At 59.8% G+C, this 15,854-nt stretch carries 15 protein-coding genes; 13 read left to right on the top strand and 2 right to left on the bottom strand.

All coding sequences use genetic code 11. The features are described 5' to 3' along the window. Positions 1-21: 21 nt before the first annotated feature. From QTL96_RS10785 to ugpC, 4 genes are read left to right on the top strand one after another with little or no spacing between them, the layout of a single operon-like run. On the top strand, positions 22-867 hold the full coding sequence (locus QTL96_RS10785) for a sugar ABC transporter permease (protein WP_289727727.1): 846 nt from the start codon (positions 22-24) through the stop codon (positions 865-867). Beyond that, on the top strand, positions 864-1,697 hold the full coding sequence (locus QTL96_RS10780) for a carbohydrate ABC transporter permease (RefSeq protein WP_047511710.1): 834 nt from the start codon (positions 864-866) through the stop codon (positions 1,695-1,697). The genes QTL96_RS10785 and QTL96_RS10780 overlap by 4 nt, the downstream gene beginning before the upstream one ends. Positions 1,698-1,710: 13 nt before the next feature. Next, a complete protein-coding gene (locus QTL96_RS10775; RefSeq protein ID WP_289727726.1) occupies positions 1,711-3,801 on the top strand; it encodes an ADP-ribosylglycohydrolase family protein in 2,091 nt (696 codons plus the stop codon). An 11-nt stretch (positions 3,802-3,812) separates the two neighbouring features. Then, positions 3,813-4,883 (top strand): sn-glycerol-3-phosphate ABC transporter ATP-binding protein UgpC, encoded by a 1,071-nt coding sequence (ugpC, locus tag QTL96_RS10770; protein WP_289727725.1) that lies wholly within the window; start codon positions 3,813-3,815, stop codon positions 4,881-4,883. Positions 4,884-4,934: 51 nt separating this feature from the next. Here the strand turns inward: ugpC and QTL96_RS10765 are convergent, their stop codons facing one another. After that, positions 4,935-5,192 (bottom strand): helix-turn-helix transcriptional regulator, encoded by a 258-nt coding sequence (locus tag QTL96_RS10765; protein WP_112819912.1) that lies wholly within the window; start codon positions 5,190-5,192, stop codon positions 4,935-4,937. 139 nt (positions 5,193-5,331) lie between these two features. Between QTL96_RS10765 and QTL96_RS10760 the strand changes: the two genes are divergently transcribed. From QTL96_RS10760 to mnhG, 6 genes are read left to right on the top strand one after another with little or no spacing between them, the layout of a single operon-like run. Beyond that, positions 5,332-8,235: a monovalent cation/H+ antiporter subunit A gene (locus tag QTL96_RS10760; protein ID WP_113198602.1), complete on the top strand. Its 2,904-nt coding sequence runs from the start codon at positions 5,332-5,334 to the stop codon at positions 8,233-8,235. Beyond that, the gene (locus QTL96_RS10755) at positions 8,235-8,570 is read left to right on the top strand and encodes a Na+/H+ antiporter subunit C (protein WP_112943290.1); all 336 of its coding nucleotides are present in this window, start codon (positions 8,235-8,237) and stop codon (positions 8,568-8,570) included. Before QTL96_RS10760 ends, QTL96_RS10755 begins: the two co-directional genes overlap by 1 nt. Continuing rightward, positions 8,567-10,186: a monovalent cation/H+ antiporter subunit D gene (locus QTL96_RS10750; protein ID WP_289727724.1), complete on the top strand. Its 1,620-nt coding sequence runs from the start codon at positions 8,567-8,569 to the stop codon at positions 10,184-10,186. Before QTL96_RS10755 ends, QTL96_RS10750 begins: the two co-directional genes overlap by 4 nt. Beyond that, entirely contained in the window at positions 10,186-10,662 is a 477-nt protein-coding gene (locus QTL96_RS10745) for a Na+/H+ antiporter subunit E (RefSeq protein ID WP_112943288.1), read from the top strand. Before QTL96_RS10750 ends, QTL96_RS10745 begins: the two co-directional genes overlap by 1 nt. Then, positions 10,659-10,940 carry a K+/H+ antiporter subunit F gene (locus tag QTL96_RS10740; protein WP_112819904.1) on the top strand — a complete coding sequence of 94 codons (282 nt, stop codon included), beginning with the start codon at positions 10,659-10,661 and terminating at the stop codon, positions 10,938-10,940. The genes QTL96_RS10745 and QTL96_RS10740 overlap by 4 nt, the downstream gene beginning before the upstream one ends. Further along, positions 10,937-11,293: a monovalent cation/H(+) antiporter subunit G gene (mnhG, locus tag QTL96_RS10735; RefSeq protein WP_183794294.1), complete on the top strand. Its 357-nt coding sequence runs from the start codon at positions 10,937-10,939 to the stop codon at positions 11,291-11,293. Before QTL96_RS10740 ends, mnhG begins: the two co-directional genes overlap by 4 nt. 79 nt (positions 11,294-11,372) lie before the next feature. On the opposite strand, the gene QTL96_RS10730 is transcribed toward mnhG, so the two are convergent. Then, the gene (locus QTL96_RS10730; protein ID WP_113198604.1) at positions 11,373-12,383 is read right to left on the bottom strand and encodes a LacI family DNA-binding transcriptional regulator; all 1,011 of its coding nucleotides are present in this window, start codon (positions 12,381-12,383) and stop codon (positions 11,373-11,375) included. Between the two features lie 263 nt (positions 12,384-12,646). Between QTL96_RS10730 and QTL96_RS10725 the strand changes: the two genes are divergently transcribed. From QTL96_RS10725 to QTL96_RS10715, 3 genes are all read left to right on the top strand, one after another. After that, positions 12,647-13,693: a sugar ABC transporter substrate-binding protein gene (locus QTL96_RS10725; RefSeq protein WP_112943287.1), complete on the top strand. Its 1,047-nt coding sequence runs from the start codon at positions 12,647-12,649 to the stop codon at positions 13,691-13,693. Between the two features lie 69 nt (positions 13,694-13,762). Beyond that, positions 13,763-14,584: an ATP-binding cassette domain-containing protein gene (locus tag QTL96_RS10720; RefSeq protein ID WP_289727723.1), complete on the top strand. Its 822-nt coding sequence runs from the start codon at positions 13,763-13,765 to the stop codon at positions 14,582-14,584. Then, positions 14,581-15,843, top strand: a complete 1,263-nt coding sequence (locus QTL96_RS10715) for a sugar ABC transporter permease (RefSeq protein WP_112819898.1) — start codon at positions 14,581-14,583, stop codon at positions 15,841-15,843. Before QTL96_RS10720 ends, QTL96_RS10715 begins: the two co-directional genes overlap by 4 nt. The last annotated feature ends 11 nt before the right edge of the window (positions 15,844-15,854 follow it).

Genomic DNA, 15,854 nt, shown 5'->3' with positions numbered 1-15,854 from the left:
CATGCCCGAAAAGGTAATACCATGCACAGACTCTATGTTCTGCCGACCCTCATCATAAACATCGTCATCATCGCCATTCCGGCGCTGCTGACGGTGGCCCTTGCCTTCTTCGAATGGGACGGCATCAGCACACCTGTTTTCGTCGGGTTGGACAATTTCGCGGCGCTGTGGGGCGACAGCGTGTTCTGGACGGCGCTTACCAACAACATCATCTGGACGATCATCTTCCTGACGGTGCCGATCGGCATGGGTCTGCTGGCGGCCACAATGCTTTTGGTCGCCCGTCGTGGCTCCAACGCGTTCCAGGTCATCTACTTCCTCCCTGTTATCATCGCCACGGCCATTACCGGTCGTGTCTGGCAGGGCATGATCTACTCGCCGGTGACGGGTGTTACGGGCCTTCTCCAGCGGTTGGGTATCGAAATTGCCAACCCACTGACAGAGACGTCGAGCGCGCTTTACGGCATTGCCGTCGTCGATCTGTGGCACTGGTGGGGTTTCCTGTGCGTCATCTTCTTTGCCGCCCTTCGCCAGGTGCCGGCCGAGCAGATCGAGGCGGCCCGCATCGAGGGCGCGACCTTCTTCCAGATGATCCGCTACGTGCTGCTTCCGGGCATCATGCCGACCATCACGCTGATGATGATCATGACCGTCATCTGGTCGTTCCTCGTCTTCGACTTCGTCTACATCCTCACGCAGGGCGGCCCCGCCTATTCCTCCGAAGTGCTGTCGACGCTTGCCTATCGTTCGGCCTTCTACGATCTCGCCGTCGGCAAGGCGGCCGCTGTTTCCGTCGTCATCAGCCTCTTCGGGCTGGCTGCCACTGTCCTCTATATCCGCGCGCAAGCATCGGAGTTCGAACAATGAACATGACCGAGAGCCGCATCACACTGACGCTCGTCTATGCGACGCTATCGTTGCTGCTGATCATCACGCTGTTTCCCATCGTGCTGATGGTGCTGAATTCGCTGAAGGCGTCCGCCGAAATCGTGCAAAATCCGCTCGCCTGGCCGTCGGAATTGCGCTGGGACAACTTTACCCGCGCATGGTCGGACGCCAATTTCGGCCGCACACTCCTCAATTCGGCGGTGCTGACCGGCATGACGATCATCCTCGTCTGCACGACGGGTTCGCTGACGGCCTACGTTCTTGCCCGGCGCAAGATCAAGACGTGGAAGATCCTCACCTTCTATCTCCTGGCAAGCACCACGGCGCCGATCCAGCTCTTCCTCTTTCCCCTCTACTTCGGCTTCGCGCGCTTCGGGCTGATCAACAATCCGATAGCCGTGTCCTTCATCTACACGGCGGTCTACTCGCCCTTCGCCATCATGCTTCTGCGCACCTATTTTCTCGCTGTTCCCAAGGAGCTTGAGGAAGCCGCTTTGATCGACGGGGCGACGCACTGGCAGGTTTTCCGGCGCGTCTTCCTGCCGATCGTCTCGCCGGGCATCCTCACCGTCGCGTTGATCATCGGGCTTTACTCGTGGAACGAGTTCCTGATCGCAACCACCTTCCTGCAGGATCAGGACAGGCTGACGGCCGTCGTTTCCTTCTTCCTGCTGTCCGGCCAGTACTCGTCCGACTGGGGCGAGATCATGGCGGCGGCCCTCATCATTATTCTACCCATCGTAATTCTCTTCATCCTGCTGCAGCGCCATTTCATCGAAGGAATGGCAGGCGGTTCGGTGAAGGGCTGACAAGGAGCTTCTGATGTCCATACCTGCAGACTACAACAACCGTGTCTACGCCGGCGTTCTCGGCAAGCTGATCGGCGTCTATCTCGGCCGCCCATTCGAAAACTGGCGCTACAAGGATATTCTCCAGAAGCTCGGACCGATCACCTACTACGTCCACGAACGGCTGGGCGATCCGCTTGTCGTCACTGACGACGACGTCGGCGGCACCTTCGCCTTCCCGCGCGCGCTCGACGACTACGGCATCTCGCCCGACCTTTCCGCCGAGGATATCGGTAAGGCTTGGCTCAACTATATAATCGAGGAACGCTCGATCCTCTGGTGGGGCGGAGCCGGAAACTCTACCGAACACACGGCCTGGCTCAACCTGAAACGCGGTATTTCCGCACCCGCCTCCGGTTCGATCGAAACCAATGGCGCAACGGTCGCTGAGCAGATCGGCGCGCAGATCTTCATCGACGGCTGGGCGCTCGTGTCTCCCGGCAAACCGGCGCAGGCTGCAAAGCTCGCGCGTGCGGCTGGTTCCGTCAGCCACGACGGTGAAGCGGTCCATGCCGCAGTGCTCTGGGCGGCAATGGAAGCGGAGGCTTTCGTCAGCAAGGATGTTAATCATCTGCTGGACACCGGCCTGTCCTATATTCCGGCGGACAGCCTGATCGCTAAGCTTGTCGCTGATATCCGCCACTGGACATCCGGTAACGAGGATTGGGAGGAAACCCGCCAAAGGATCGAAGATAACTACGGCTACGACAAATATCCGGGCAATTGCCATGTCGTTCCGAACCATGCGTTGATGATCATGGCGCTCCTACATGCACCGCATGATTTCCAGCGCGGCCAGATGATCGTCAACACGTCCGGCTGGGATACGGATTGCAATGCCGGCAATCTCGGTTGCCTGCACGGCATCATGCTTGGTCTCGAGGGACTGGACGCCGGCCCGGATTGGCGCGGCCCGGTTGCCGACCGGCTCTACATGTCGACGGCCGACGGTGGTCGCTCGATCGCCGATGCCGTCGATGTTGCTCTCTGGCTTGCCAATCTCGGCCGCAAGCTTGCTGGTCAGGCCCACGAACCGGCGCCCAAGGACGGTGCCAAGTTCCACTTCTCACTGCCGGGGTCTGTTCAAGGCTTCCGTGCGCAAGCGGCCGATAGCGCGCTCGCCGATCTCAAGGTGAGCGGCACCGGCAATGGTCTGGCGATCGATTTTTCCGCGCTTGCTCCGGGCCGCGAGGCGGCAACCACCACGCCCGTGTTTACCCCGGCCGAAGTAACGAAGATGCGCACCTATGATCTGATGGCCAGCCCGCGTATTCATGCCGGCCAGGTGCTCAAGGCGCGCGTCAGCGCTGATGCAGGCAACAAGGGTATCGTCGAAGCCAAACTGCGCATTCGTCACTATGACGGGACGGACAACCTCGTCGCCATCGACATGCCAAATGGCGAATTGTTGGCAGCCGGCGCATCTGCCTCGCTCTCATGGACTGTGCCGGAGACCGGATACCAGCCGATCGCCGAGGTCGGCTTGGTGCTGAAGACGGCCGACGGCAGGGCAAACGGTCGTGTCGTCATCGACAGCCTGACCTGGGACGGCTGCCCGGCGGTGACATTTCGCCGGCCCGAGGGTGCCGGTGATTTCTGGCGGCGTGCCTGGGTGAGCAATGTGCATTTTTTCTCCAAGCACTTCCCGCAGGATTTCCGCATCAGCCAGAACCGCGGCGACGGCATGATCATGCAGGGCACGCGTGACTGGACGGATTACGCGATCGACGCCGATCTCATGCTCCATCTCGGCGATTACGGCGGTCTGGTCTTCCGTTCGCAGGGTCAGCGCCGGTATTATGCCGCGCTGGTCACTCGCGCCGGCGAGTTGCAAATCGTCAGGTGCAAGGACGAGGATCGCAAGGTGCTTGCCTCCGTCGCACTCGACGTGGAATTCGAGAAGGCATTTACGCTGAAGGTGTCGGCGAAGGGCGGGCATTTCGAAGCGCGCATTGGCGACACCACCGTCGAAGCCGACGATACGGCTTTTCAGGGCGGTTCGGCCGGTCTCATCATCCATGAGGGTGCATTGTCGGCCACGCGCATCGCAATTGGCGCGGCGTGAGGGGTGACAATATGGCCAGCGTAACAATCGATAAGGTCGTCAAGCGCTATGGAAGCGCTGAGGTCATTCACGGCATTGAGGCAAACTTCAATGAGGGCGAGTTCGTCGTCCTCGTCGGCCCGTCGGGCTGCGGGAAGTCAACGCTTTTGCGAATGATCGCGGGTCTGGAAGAGATCTCCGGTGGTGAAATATCGATCGGCGGCAAGGTGGTGAACAACCTGCCCCCGAAGAGCCGCGACATCTCGATGGTCTTCCAGAATTATGCGCTTTATCCGCATATGACCGTCGAGGAGAATATGGCATTTTCCCTGACGCTGGCCGGCGCCAGCAAGGAAGAGAAGCACAAAAAGGTACGTGAGGCGGCGGAAATCCTGGGCCTGGTTCCGCTCCTCCAGCGCAAGCCGAAGGCTCTATCGGGTGGCCAGCGTCAGCGTGTGGCCATGGGGCGCTCGATCGTGCGCAAGCCACAAGTCTTCCTGTTTGACGAGCCGCTTTCCAATCTTGACGCCAAGCTGCGCGTGCAAATGCGAGGCGAGATCAAGTCGCTACATCGCCGTCTTGGAACGACCATGATCTATGTTACCCACGATCAGATTGAGGCAATGACCATGGCCGACCGCATCGTCGTCATGCAGGCGGGCAAGATCGAGCAGGTTGGCTCGCCACTTGAGCTTTACGATCGCCCCGCAAATTCTTTTGTGGCGCAATTTATCGGCTCTCCTGCGATGAACCTGTTTCCGGCCGTCGCCCGATCCGGCGAGTTTGTTCTGCAAACCGGGAAGGGGACCGGATTGAAGGTTCCTGGAGGCGTACGCGATGGGCAGTCGATATTGATTGGCAAGCGTCCCGAAGAAATCGCACTTGTTAGCGCTGGTGTTGGCGAGCTTGAAGCCATCGTCGCGAATATCGAGCCGACGGGAGCGGAGACTTTCGTCGAGGCACGTCTTGGGGAGCAACTGGTTTCCATTGTATTGCGCGAACGGCCCCAGTTCGACGTCGCCAGCCGACAGCGTCTTTCACTTTCTCAGGGAAATCTGCATCTTTTCGACCAGGAGACGGGACGACGGATTGTGTCCCCATAGCGCGCCGAACAGCTTGGCGCGTGACAGGCGTGGCGGCTAGTCAGCTCGGCGTCACTGCTCGTTGCTGGAGCAAAGAGCTATTTTGCCGTCGTCCAGATTGACGAAGGTTACACCGCCACTCTCAAGCGCGATTTTCAATTGTGCAGCCGTTGCGCGGTGAACATCGTGGCGCCCGCCTTCGTAGTCGCGAACTGTGCTTCGCGACACGCCCGCCCGTGCTGACAGTTCAGCCTGTGTCCAGTCCACGAGACCGCGTGCCGCTCTACATAGGGCCGGCGACAAAATCTTATGGTCGTAAGCTTGACCCATCTTCGACTATCGCCCATATTGGTTGATATAGATCATATAGGCTAATTTAAAAGTGATTTCTAGGTCGTTGCTGAATATGCGATGCCTCTAATCACAATTCGAAAAGGACAGACGCATTGGGATAACAGCCGGACCCTTCATGCTCGTTGCCCTGCTGCTTCTTCCGTTCGTGGGTAGCATTCTGTCGGTCTTTTTCCTGAGAACGGTATCACGTCGCCTGCCTTCCAGCCTTGCTGGTATTGTCGTCTTCCTCGCCCTTTTGCTTAGCGCCAGTCTCTACCCGCAGGTCTCTGACGGGGGTGTCATTCGCTTCAACGCGGAGTGGTTGCCGCAGCTCGGTCTTGATCTGACTCTGCGCATGGATGCCTTTGCATGGATTTTCACCATGCTGATAACCTTCATCGGTTTTCTGGTCATCCTCTACGCCCGCTATTACATGTCGGAAGACGATCCGGTCCCGCGATTCTTCTCGTTCCTGCTTGCGTTCATGGGAGCGATGGTCGGCATTGTCATTTCAGGGAATGTCATCCTGCTGTCGGTATTCTGGGAACTGACAAGCATCTTCTCGTTCCTGTTGATCAGCTACTGGCACAACAATGCTGCCGCCCGAGACGGCGCTCGAATGGCCCTGACGATCACTGGGATCGGGGGCTTCTGCCTGTTGATCGGCCTGATTTTGCTTGGCAAGATCGTCGGCAGCTACGATCTGGACAAGATCCTGAACTCAGGTGACCTGATCCGAAATCACAGCCTCTATGTGCCCGCGCTGATTTTCATTCTGCTTGGAGCTCTGACGAAAAGCGCTCAGTTTCCATTCCACTTCTGGCTGCCCAATGCCATGTCGGCACCGACGCCCGTGTCGGCATTCCTGCATTCGGCAACGATGGTGAAGGCGGGCGTCTTCTTGCTCGTGCGCTTCTGGCCAGTCTTGTCTGGAACCTACGAGTGGTTCTGGATCCTCGGCGCCGCGGGAATGATCACTTTGCTGCTTGGCGCATACTTCGCCATATTCCAGCGCGATCTGAAAGGGCTCCTTGCCTATTCGACGATCAGCCACCTTGGATTGATTACGACGCTGCTCAGCCTCGGAAGCCCATTGGCAACGGTGGCTGCGATTTTTCACATGCTCAATCACGCGACGTTCAAGGCGTCGCTGTTCATGGCGGCGGGCATCATCGACCACGAGACCGGGACGCGCGATATGCGCAAGCTTAGCGGCTTGTACAGGTTCATGCCGATCACGGCGACCCTTGCCGTCGTCGCCAGCGCCGCTATGGCCGGCGTACCACTGCTGAACGGATTCCTTTCGAAGGAAATGTTCTTCGCGGAAGCGGTCGAGACGCACGCCGATTCCATCCTTGATAGAATTCTGCCCTATGTCGCGACGCTTGCTGGTGCCTTCAGCGTTGCCTATTCGCTGCGTTTCATCCACACCGTTTTCTTCGGCCCCGCGCCGACCGACCTGCCGATCGCGCATCCGCACGAACCTCCACGCTGGATGCGCTTTCCGATCGAGTTTCTCGTCGTGCTGTGCCTGGTGGTCGGTATCGTGCCGGCACTATCGATTGGACCATTTCTCCACAGCGCGGTGATCAGTGTTTTAAGAGACGACACGCCTGAGTACAGCCTTTCGCTGTGGCACGGGATCAATCTCCCGCTGATCATGAGCGTCATAGCGCTGATCGCCGGAACCGCGATCTACTGGGCGTTGAAAGGTTATCTGTCACGTTGCGACGACGGTCCACCCTTTATCCGGCGGCTGAAGGGGCAGCGCATCTTCGAACGTATCCTCGTGGAAGTCTCCTGGCGCTGGGCGCGCGTTGCCGAGCGGCGGCTTGGGACACGCAAGCTGCAGCCGCAGTTGCGGTGGCTGGTGGTCGCTGGACTGCTTGCGGGTGCCCTGCCGCTCTATCTCCGCGGCTTCGAACATCGTCCTTTTGCCTATTCCGGCGTCGATCCTGTCTTCACCGCGCTCTGGTTGATCGGGGTGTGTCTGGCGATCGGTACCGCCTACACGGCCAAATACCATCGACTGGCCGCGCTGGTCATGCTCGGCGGCGTCGGCCTGATCGTGTGCATCACCTTCGTATGGCTTTCGGCACCTGATCTTGCGATCACCCAGTTGCTGGTCGAGATCGTTACCACCGTTCTCATTCTGTTGGGGCTGCGGTGGTTGCCGAAACGATCTGAAGACATTCGCGAGTCCATGACGATCCGCGCCCGGTTCCGGCGCTTCCGCGACTTCGCGCTCGCCGTCCTCTGCGGCGTCTCCATGTCGGCCATCGCCTATGCCGTGATGACGATGCCGGTACCTGACGCGATCGCCAACTATTTCCTCGAGCATGCCTATTCGCTCGGCGGCGGACGAAACGTCGTCAATGTTATTCTCGTGGACTTCCGCGGATTCGACACGCTGGGCGAAATCGCGGTGCTAGGGGTCGTCTCGCTGACTGTCTACGGCTTGCTGCGTCGTTTCCGCCCGGCTGAAGACAGCATGGGAATGCCGGAGCAGCAGCAGGTGCAAAACCGCTTCGACGAGGAGCGGCCGGAGCGCTCGGCTGGCGACACGGTGCGCGATTATTTGCTCGTACCATCGGTCATCATGCAGTGGATGTTCCCAGTCATCATCACCTTCTCCGTCTACCTCTTCATGCGCGGGCATGACCTGCCGGGCGGCGGGTTCTCGGCGGGATTGACGCTCTCGATCGCCTTTCTCCTGCAATATCTCGCCGGCGGTACGCGCTGGGCCGAGGACCGCGTCCGCATTCTGCCGCTGCGGTGGATGGGCGCGGGATTGTTGACGGCGGTGTTGACGGGCGCCGGTGCTTGGTTGCTCGGCTATCCGTTCCTGACCTCGCATTCGCGCTATCTCGAACTTCCCCTGATCGGCAAGGTGCCGGCGGCGACGGCACTGCTCTTCGACCTCGGCGTCTTTTCGCTCGTTGTCGGATCGACCGTGCTGATCCTTGTCGCCCTTGCCCACCAATCGTTGCGGATCAACCGCCTGCGCACGATCGACGCGGCCAAATCGGAGGAGCGGTGATGGAACTGGTTCTGTCGATCGCCATCGGCATCATGACGAGCTGCGGGGTCTGGCTTATCCTGCGCCCGCGCACCTATCAGGTAATCATCGGGCTCTCGCTCCTCTCCTATGCCGTCAACCTCTTCATCTTCGGCGTCGGCGGCGTGAAGGCCAACGTTCCGCCGATCCTGGGAAGCGACGATCCGTCCATTCTCGCCGATCCGGTACCACAGGCCCTCGTGCTGACCGCCATCGTCATCGGCTTTGCGACCACGGCGCTGTTTCTCGTGGTCCTCCTGGCGTCGCGCGGGCTGACGGGCAGCGACCATGTCGATGGAAGGAACGAGCCGAAATGAGCGGTTGGTCCCATCACCTCATCGTAGCGCCCATCCTCATTCCGCTGATCGCCAGTGCCCTCTTGCTGTTCATCGACGAGCGGCGCCGCCTCGCCAAGGCGATGGTCAGCCTCGCCTCCGCAATCTTGCTCACCGTAATCGCTTTCATCCTGTTCAGGATCGAAAGCGGCCCGAATGGGTTCGAGGGCGTCTATCTCGTTGGCAACTGGTCGGCACCCTTCGGCATCGTGCTCGTTCTCGACGGGCTATCGGCCATGATGCTGCTTTTGACCGCACTGCTTGCCGTGCCGGCACTCGTCTTCTCGCTGGCGCGCTGGCATGCGGTGGGCGCGCATTTTCACAGCATGTTCCAGCTGCTCCTCATGGGGGTCAACGGGGCCTTCCTCACGGGCGACCTGTTCAACCTCTTCGTCTTCTTCGAGGTCATGCTGGCAGCCTCCTACGGTCTTCTGCTGCATGGCTCGGGCCCGCTGCGCGTCAAGGCTGGCATGCATTACATCGCGGTCAACCTGGTGGCCGCGCTGCTGTTCCTGATTGGCGTCAGCCTCATCTACGGAACGGCGGGGACGCTCAACATGGCCGACCTTGCCGCCCGCATCCCCGAGATCGAGCCCGACCGGCGCATGTTGATGGAGGCCGGCGCCGGCATATTGGGTGTCGTCTTCCTTATCAAGGCTGGCATGTGGCCGCTTTGCTTCTGGCTCCCTACCGCCTATAGCGCCGCATCTGCACCGGTGGCCGGTATCTTCGCGATCATGAGCAAGCTTGGGATCTATGTGATCCTGCGGCTGACGATGCTGCTGTTCGGTGAGGGCCCCTCGGCCGGGTTCGGCGCGCCGGTTCTGCTTTATGGCGGCATGGCCACGTTGATCTTCGGCATCGTCGGCGTGCTTGCGTCGCAGGCGCTGGGACGGCTTGCGGGCTTTTCCGTATTGGTCTCCTCGGGGACACTGCTGATGGTGCTTGGTATCAACGACGGCGCGGTCTCTTCCGGCGCGCTGCTCTATCTCGTCAGCTCAACATTGACGATCAGCGCCTTCTTCATGCTCATCGAACTCGTCGAACGCGGCCAGGATGCGGGCGCAAACGTGCTTGCCGTGACTATGGAGGCTTATGGCGAGGCCGACGAAGAGCCCGAAAACGAGGAAGAAGGCGTCACCATGCCGGGGACCATGGCTGTTCTCGGCATTTGTTTCGCGGCCTGCGGCATCTTGCTCTCCGGCCTTCCCCCGCTCTCGGGCTTCGTCGCCAAATTCGCCATGCTCTCTGCGATGATGGGCACCGGCTCCATTGGCGTGCCGCCAACTGCGGCGATCTGGGCTTTGGTCGTTCTCGTTATTCTCTCCGGCATAGCCGCGCTGATTTCCATGACGCGCGTCGGCATCCGCACCTTCTGGAGCTCGATCGAAGGAACTGTGCCCCGCGTGCTGGTGATCGAGATCGTGCCGGTAATGTTCCTCTTGGCGCTGACGCTCGCGCTCACCGTGCAGGCCGGGCCGGCGATGCAATACATGGACACGACGATCCGCACGCTGAGCAAGCCGTCGATCTATATCGACGCGGTCAACAACGCGCTGCCGATCAAGGGCGTCAAAGCTGGAACGGAGGGCGAGTGATGCTTCCCTATCCCATTCTTGCGACGTGCCTGCTCATCATGTGGTTGCTGCTAAACGGCTTCACCCTCGGCCATTTCATCCTAGGCCTCGTCGTTGCGGTCTTCGCGGGCTGGGCGATGGCCTCTCTTAAGTCGGAACCGGTACGGCTGAAGAAATGGTATCTCCTGCCGAAGCTCTTCGGTTTGGTGTTCGGTGATATCGTCAAGTCGAACATCGACGTCGCGTGGATCATTTTGCGCAGCGGGAAACGACGGCACAACCCCGGCTTTATCACCATACACTTGGAACTCCGCAGCCAGTTCGCGCTTGCCGTGCTGGCCGTGATCTTGACTAGCACGCCAGGATCCGCATGGCTGGAGTATGATTCCAACGATCACACGGTGTTGCTGCACGTTCTCGACATACAGAACGAAGCCGTATGGCGCGATACTATCAAGAACCGATACGAGGCGCTGTTGCTGGAGATATTCGCATGAGTGCAATCATCCTCTTCACGGCCGTGTCGGTCGCTCAGGTCATGCTCGTTGCGGCCATGGCCATCGTTTCGGTCCGCATGTTCGTCGGCCCCCGCGCGCAAGACCGCATCATCGGCCTCGACACGTTTTACATCAATGCCATGCTGCTTTTGGTAACCTTCGGCGTCGGAACGGGGAGGGTGGTCTATTTCGAAGCCGCATTGGTCATAGGAATGATAGGCTTCGTAGCAACCGTGGCACTGGCGAAGTTCCTGATGCGCGGGGAGGTAATCGAATGATGCACGCTGCCGTGGATCTGCCGGTCTGGGTGGCGTCGCTTGTCGCCTTCTTCCTCGTTCTCGGAGCGCTGCTGGCTCTGATCGGTGCGATCGGATTTCTCCGTCTACCAAGTTTCTACCAACGTATCCACGCTCCGACCCTCGGAACCAGCTGGGGGATTGGCGGGGTTATGCTCGGCTCGATGATCTTCTTTTCCGCTGTGTCCTCTCGCTTTGCGGTCCACGAGATTTTGATCGGCGTGTTCGTGACCGTGACGACACCGGTAACTCTGATGATGCTGGCACGTGCTGCCTTGCACAGAGACCGGGCAGAGGGAAATCGAGAAGCGCCACCAAAGCACGCCAAGGAGTGAGATACGAACGCGTAAGCGCCAAATTGGTGCTGAAGTCTTCCGCGCAATACCGGTATCGCTTATCCTGCGGCCCGCACGCTTAACGAAGAACGGGCGGGATTTCTGACACGTTCGGCTCAAAGTTTCCGTGCTCGATCAGCTCGAACATTCTGGCAAGCATTGCCGGTACGTCCTGGCGAACCATCTCGATGTTGTCGCCGAGTAGGGCGACGAGGGGATCATAGTCGAAGCATCCGAGTGCGAACTCCTGCTCGCTGACAGGTCCTGCGAGCCGCACCCAGCGGAGCACGCCTTCAAGTGTAATTGTCGAGTTGACGAACATGCCTTTGGAAAAGGGCAAGCCGCTGGTAGCGCGCTCCATTAGCGCGCTCTGCGCCTTTTCGGGGGCGTAACCACAGGCGATGACCCTGTCGTCATCAAGGTCGATACCGTGATCCGCATGTGCTTGGCGAAATCCCCTTAGACGTTCCATCGTGTTGTGATCGCCGCCACGACCGCCGACGAACATCAGTGGTTCCATCGAGCCAAATCGGTGTTGGCAACTATCGAGTATTCTTCGCGTCAGCTCTCGAGCGCCTGCGAAGTTGTCGGAAATGATGGAGGGTGCAAGTTTGCCGGGCAGATCGAGGTTGATCGTCCGCACGCCTGCAGCGGCACATAGTTCGGTGACCCTGTCGGGGTCCGTAGCACCTGTCGCAATCACGCAATCCACCTGGTAGGAGAGCATCGCTCGAGCGGCCTCAATCTCAAGCGCAGGGTCGCGTCGCGTGCATGTGATAAGCGGAAAGAAGCCCTTGTCGCGAGCCATGGTCTCGAAGAGTTCCACGATCGAACCGAAATATCGGTTATCGTACTTGGGAACGATCATGCCGATGATGTGCGACTTTTCACGGCGCAGCAGACTTGCCTGCATGTTGAGCGCGTAACCCTGCTCCTCGGCTATTCGCGTTATCTTCTCGGCAAGCTGCTTGCTGATACGGCGCTTCTTCCAGTTCCCGTTCAAGACAGCACTGACCGCGCTCGCAGAGGTGCCGGCGAGTTCCGCAAGGTCGTAAATCGTGGTTCGCTTCTGCTGCCTGTCCAATTTCAAAATTCTCATCTCCTGTGTCGGGCGCTAACTTGACATCAAACGAGAGAAGTGGCAAATCTTGCGTCATCGATTGAGCAAATGCGCTCAATCGATGATACGTGCCAGCTAGGAGGCTGGCACCGGGAGGTGATTTCGCAGCTATTGGTGGTCCTCTTTGCCGTGCGGCTCGTCGAGCCGCGGCTTGGGGGCACTGGCGCATCGCGCGTCAGGTCAATGTTGCGGCAATGGCCGAACCTTGCTGTTGGTCAATTAAGGAGGAGAACATGACCTATCGCAAACTTTCCCTGATGTCGGCGACCATGCTGGTGGCGCTCGGCGGAGCAGCACTCGCCCAGGAAGCGTCGACGGTGGCGTTCCTGATGCCTGATCAGGCGTCGACCCGCTATGAGCAGCACGATTTTCCGGGCTTCAAGGCCGAGATGGAAAAGCTGTGTGCCAAGTGCACCGTCGTCTACCAGAACGCCAATGGCGACGCATCGCTGCAGCAGCAACAGTTCAACTCGGTGATTGCGCAGGGCGCCAAGGTCGTGGTCCTCGATCCGGTCGATTCCGCCGCAGCCGCGGGTCTCGTTGAGCTCGCCCAGTCACAGGACGTCAAGGTCATCGCCTATGACCGTCCGATCCCGGACAAGCCTGCTGATTTCTACGTTTCCTTCGACAATGAAGGTATCGGCTACGCGATTGCCAAGTCGCTGGTCGAGCATTTGAAAAAGGCAGGCGTGCCAGACGGAGCCGGTGTGCTCGAGATCAACGGTTCGCCGACCGATGCGGCCGCCGGCCTCATTCGCGACGGCATCCATCGCGGCCTGAAGGAATCCAAATACAAGACGCTTGCCGAATTCGATACGCCAGAATGGGCGCCGCCGAAGGCTCAGGAGTGGGCGGCCGGCCAGATCACGCGCTTCGGCGCCGATATCAAGGGCGTGGTTGCCGCCAATGATGGCACCGGCGGCGGCGCAATCGCGGCGTTCAAGGCAGCCGGCGTCAACCCTGTTCCGCCGGTCACCGGCAACGACGCGACGATCGCAGCCCTGCAGCTCATTATTTCGGGCGACCAGTACAACACGATCTCCAAGCCTTCCGAGATCGTAGCGGCCGCAGCCGCACAGGTGGCTGTCCAGCTCATCAAGGGCGAGAAGCCGGAAGCCAAGACGACGCTCTACAACACGCCGTCGCAGCTCTTCATCCCGGCCGTCGTCACCGCCGAGAACATCAAGGCGGAGATCTTCGACAAGAAGATCCAGACGGCTGAGCAGATCTGCACCGGCGAATATGCCGAAGGCTGCAAGAAGCTCGGCATCGGCAACTAAGAGCCAATCAGCCATTCCGGCCGCACTGCGTGCGGCCGGTTTCTCAAGGACGCACAAAGGCCTTTAGCTATGAGCACCACAGCAAGCAATGTACCGGAGCGCGGACAGCCCATCCTGCGACTGCGAAATGTGTCGAAGAACTTCGGTGCCGTCTCGGCGCTGACCGATATCGAACTGGACGTCAAGGCGGGCGAAGTCGTGGCCCTGGTGGGAGACAATGGCGCCGGCAAGTCAACCCTGGTAAAGGTCCTGGCTGGCGTGCACCAGCCTTCTTCCGGTTCGATCGAGTTCTGCGGCCAGAGTGTCTCGCTCGACAGCCCCGGCAAGGCGCTGGAGCTCGGTATTGCAACCGTGTTTCAGGATCTGGCGCTCTGCGAGAACCTCGACGTCGTGGCCAACCTATTCCTCGGGCATGAGCTCTCGCCCTGGGCGCTCGACGAGGTGGCGATGGAAGTCCGCGCCTGGACGCTGCTTCGGGAGCTGGCCGCGCGCATCCCGTCCGTCAGGGAGCCGATCGCCTCGCTGTCGGGCGGCCAGCGCCAGACGGTGGCAATTGCCAGATCACTCCTCCTCAACCCGAAAATCATCATGCTCGACGAGCCGACGGCCGCACTCGGCGTCGCGCAGACCGCCGAAGTTCTCAATCTCATCGAGCGTGTCCGTGACCGCGGGTTGGGCGTCATCATCATCAGCCACAACATGGAAGACGTACGCGCCGTGGCCGATCGCATCGTCGTATTGCGGTTGGGCCGGAACAACGGCGTCTTCACGCCTGATGCAACCAACCAGGAACTTGTCGCCTCGATCACGGGCGCCACGGAAAACTCAGTCTCGCGCCGTATCGAGCGCAAGACAGGCACGGCGCAGGAAAACAGTGGGAGACCGGCATGAGCCAGAAACCATCCAATACAACAGTCGCACCCGTCACAACGCTCGATCGCAGCGACGAACGCGTCCGCCATGACGACAGCATGATGGCGATGGTCGGGGCCTTTATCGATCGGGTTAAATCCGGCGACTTGGGCATGCTTCCGGTCGCTGTCGGGCTGATCGTCATCTCCACAGTCTTCTCGCTCCTCAATCCGGTGTTTCTCGCACCCAACAATCTCGTTAACCTGCTCTTTGACTGCGCCACCGTCGGCATCATCTCGCTCGGCATCGTTTGTGTGCTGATGCTTGGCGAGATCGACCTTTCCGTAGGTTCGATGAGCGGCTTGTCATCCGCCATCCTAGGTGTGCTCTGGGTGAACAACGGTGTCCCCTTCGTCGTTGCGATCATAGCTGCCATTGCCGCTGGCGCGCTCATCGGAACCGTTTACGCCGTACTTTACAACCGGCTTGGAATGCCAAGTTTCGTGGCGACGCTTGCCGGCCTTCTGGCGCTGCTCGGTATGCAGCTTTATATCTTGGGCCCGAGCGGCAGCATTAACCTTCCCTATGCATCCCCGCTCGTCCGCTTCGGCCAGATCCTGGTCATGCCCGATTGGCTGTCCTACCTCCTGGCTCTGCTTCCGGGTGCAGTGATCATCGCCAAGGGTCTGCGGACGCGTCAGCAGCGCGCGGCGGTCAATCTATCCTCGCAGCCTTTTGCCGCTACCGCTATCAAGGCCGTTGTGCTGACCGCAGCACTCGAGTTCGCGGTCTATTATCTCAACCTCGGCCGAGGCATTCCGTGGATGTTCGGTCTATTCGTCGCCATCGCGGTGATCCTGAATTATGGTTTGACGCGCACCCAATGGGGACGCTCGATGTTCGCCGTCGGCGGAAACCGTGAAGCTGCGCGTCGCGCTGGCATCAATGTTCGCCGCATCTATCTGAGCGCCTTCGTGCTTTGCTCAACGCTTGCGACCATCGGCGGCATTTTGTCCGCCTCGCGTCTTGCGTCGTCGAGCCAGCAGGCCGGCACGGGTGACGTCAACCTCAACGCCATCGCCGCTGCCGTGATCGGCGGGACGAGCCTCTTCGGCGGTCGCGGCAGCGCCTATTCCGCACTGCTCGGGATCATCGTCATCCAAGCGATTTCCAACGGCTTGACACTACTCAACCTCAGCTCTTCGTTGCGCTACATGATCACAGGCGGCGTTCTCGCCATTGCCGTCATCGTCGATTCGCTCGCCCGCCGTTCCCGCGTCAGCCACGGACGCGCTTGATCTAAATTTAA

Origin of the sequence: Rhizobium sp. S163, assembly GCF_030380805.1 — a bacterium.
Lineage (GTDB): Bacteria > Pseudomonadota > Alphaproteobacteria > Rhizobiales > Rhizobiaceae > Rhizobium.
This window is presented reverse-complemented; position numbering and strand designations above follow the sequence as displayed.

Bases quoted from the DNA above. Each gene is read 5' to 3' on its own strand.
- QTL96_RS10720 (WP_289727723.1), top strand. From the start codon at position 13,763: ATGAGCACCACAGCAAGCAATGTACCGGAGCGCGGACAGCCCATCCTG.
- QTL96_RS10760 (WP_113198602.1), top strand. From the start codon at position 5,332: ATGCTCGTTGCCCTGCTGCTTCTTCCGTTCGTGGGTAGCATTCTGTCG.
- QTL96_RS10755 (WP_112943290.1), top strand. From the start codon at position 8,235: ATGGAACTGGTTCTGTCGATCGCCATCGGCATCATGACGAGCTGCGGG.
- QTL96_RS10715 (WP_112819898.1), top strand. From the start codon at position 14,581: ATGAGCCAGAAACCATCCAATACAACAGTCGCACCCGTCACAACGCTC.
- QTL96_RS10765 (WP_112819912.1), bottom strand. From the start codon at position 5,192: ATGGGTCAAGCTTACGACCATAAGATTTTGTCGCCGGCCCTATGTAGA.
- QTL96_RS10775 (WP_289727726.1), top strand. From the start codon at position 1,711: ATGTCCATACCTGCAGACTACAACAACCGTGTCTACGCCGGCGTTCTC.
- QTL96_RS10780 (WP_047511710.1), top strand. From the start codon at position 864: ATGAACATGACCGAGAGCCGCATCACACTGACGCTCGTCTATGCGACG.
- QTL96_RS10750 (WP_289727724.1), top strand. From the start codon at position 8,567: ATGAGCGGTTGGTCCCATCACCTCATCGTAGCGCCCATCCTCATTCCG.
- mnhG (WP_183794294.1), top strand. From the start codon at position 10,937: ATGATGCACGCTGCCGTGGATCTGCCGGTCTGGGTGGCGTCGCTTGTC.
- QTL96_RS10745 (WP_112943288.1), top strand. From the start codon at position 10,186: ATGCTTCCCTATCCCATTCTTGCGACGTGCCTGCTCATCATGTGGTTG.
- QTL96_RS10785 (WP_289727727.1), top strand. From the start codon at position 22: ATGCACAGACTCTATGTTCTGCCGACCCTCATCATAAACATCGTCATC.
- QTL96_RS10725 (WP_112943287.1), top strand. From the start codon at position 12,647: ATGACCTATCGCAAACTTTCCCTGATGTCGGCGACCATGCTGGTGGCG.
- QTL96_RS10740 (WP_112819904.1), top strand. From the start codon at position 10,659: ATGAGTGCAATCATCCTCTTCACGGCCGTGTCGGTCGCTCAGGTCATG.
- ugpC (WP_289727725.1), top strand. From the start codon at position 3,813: ATGGCCAGCGTAACAATCGATAAGGTCGTCAAGCGCTATGGAAGCGCT.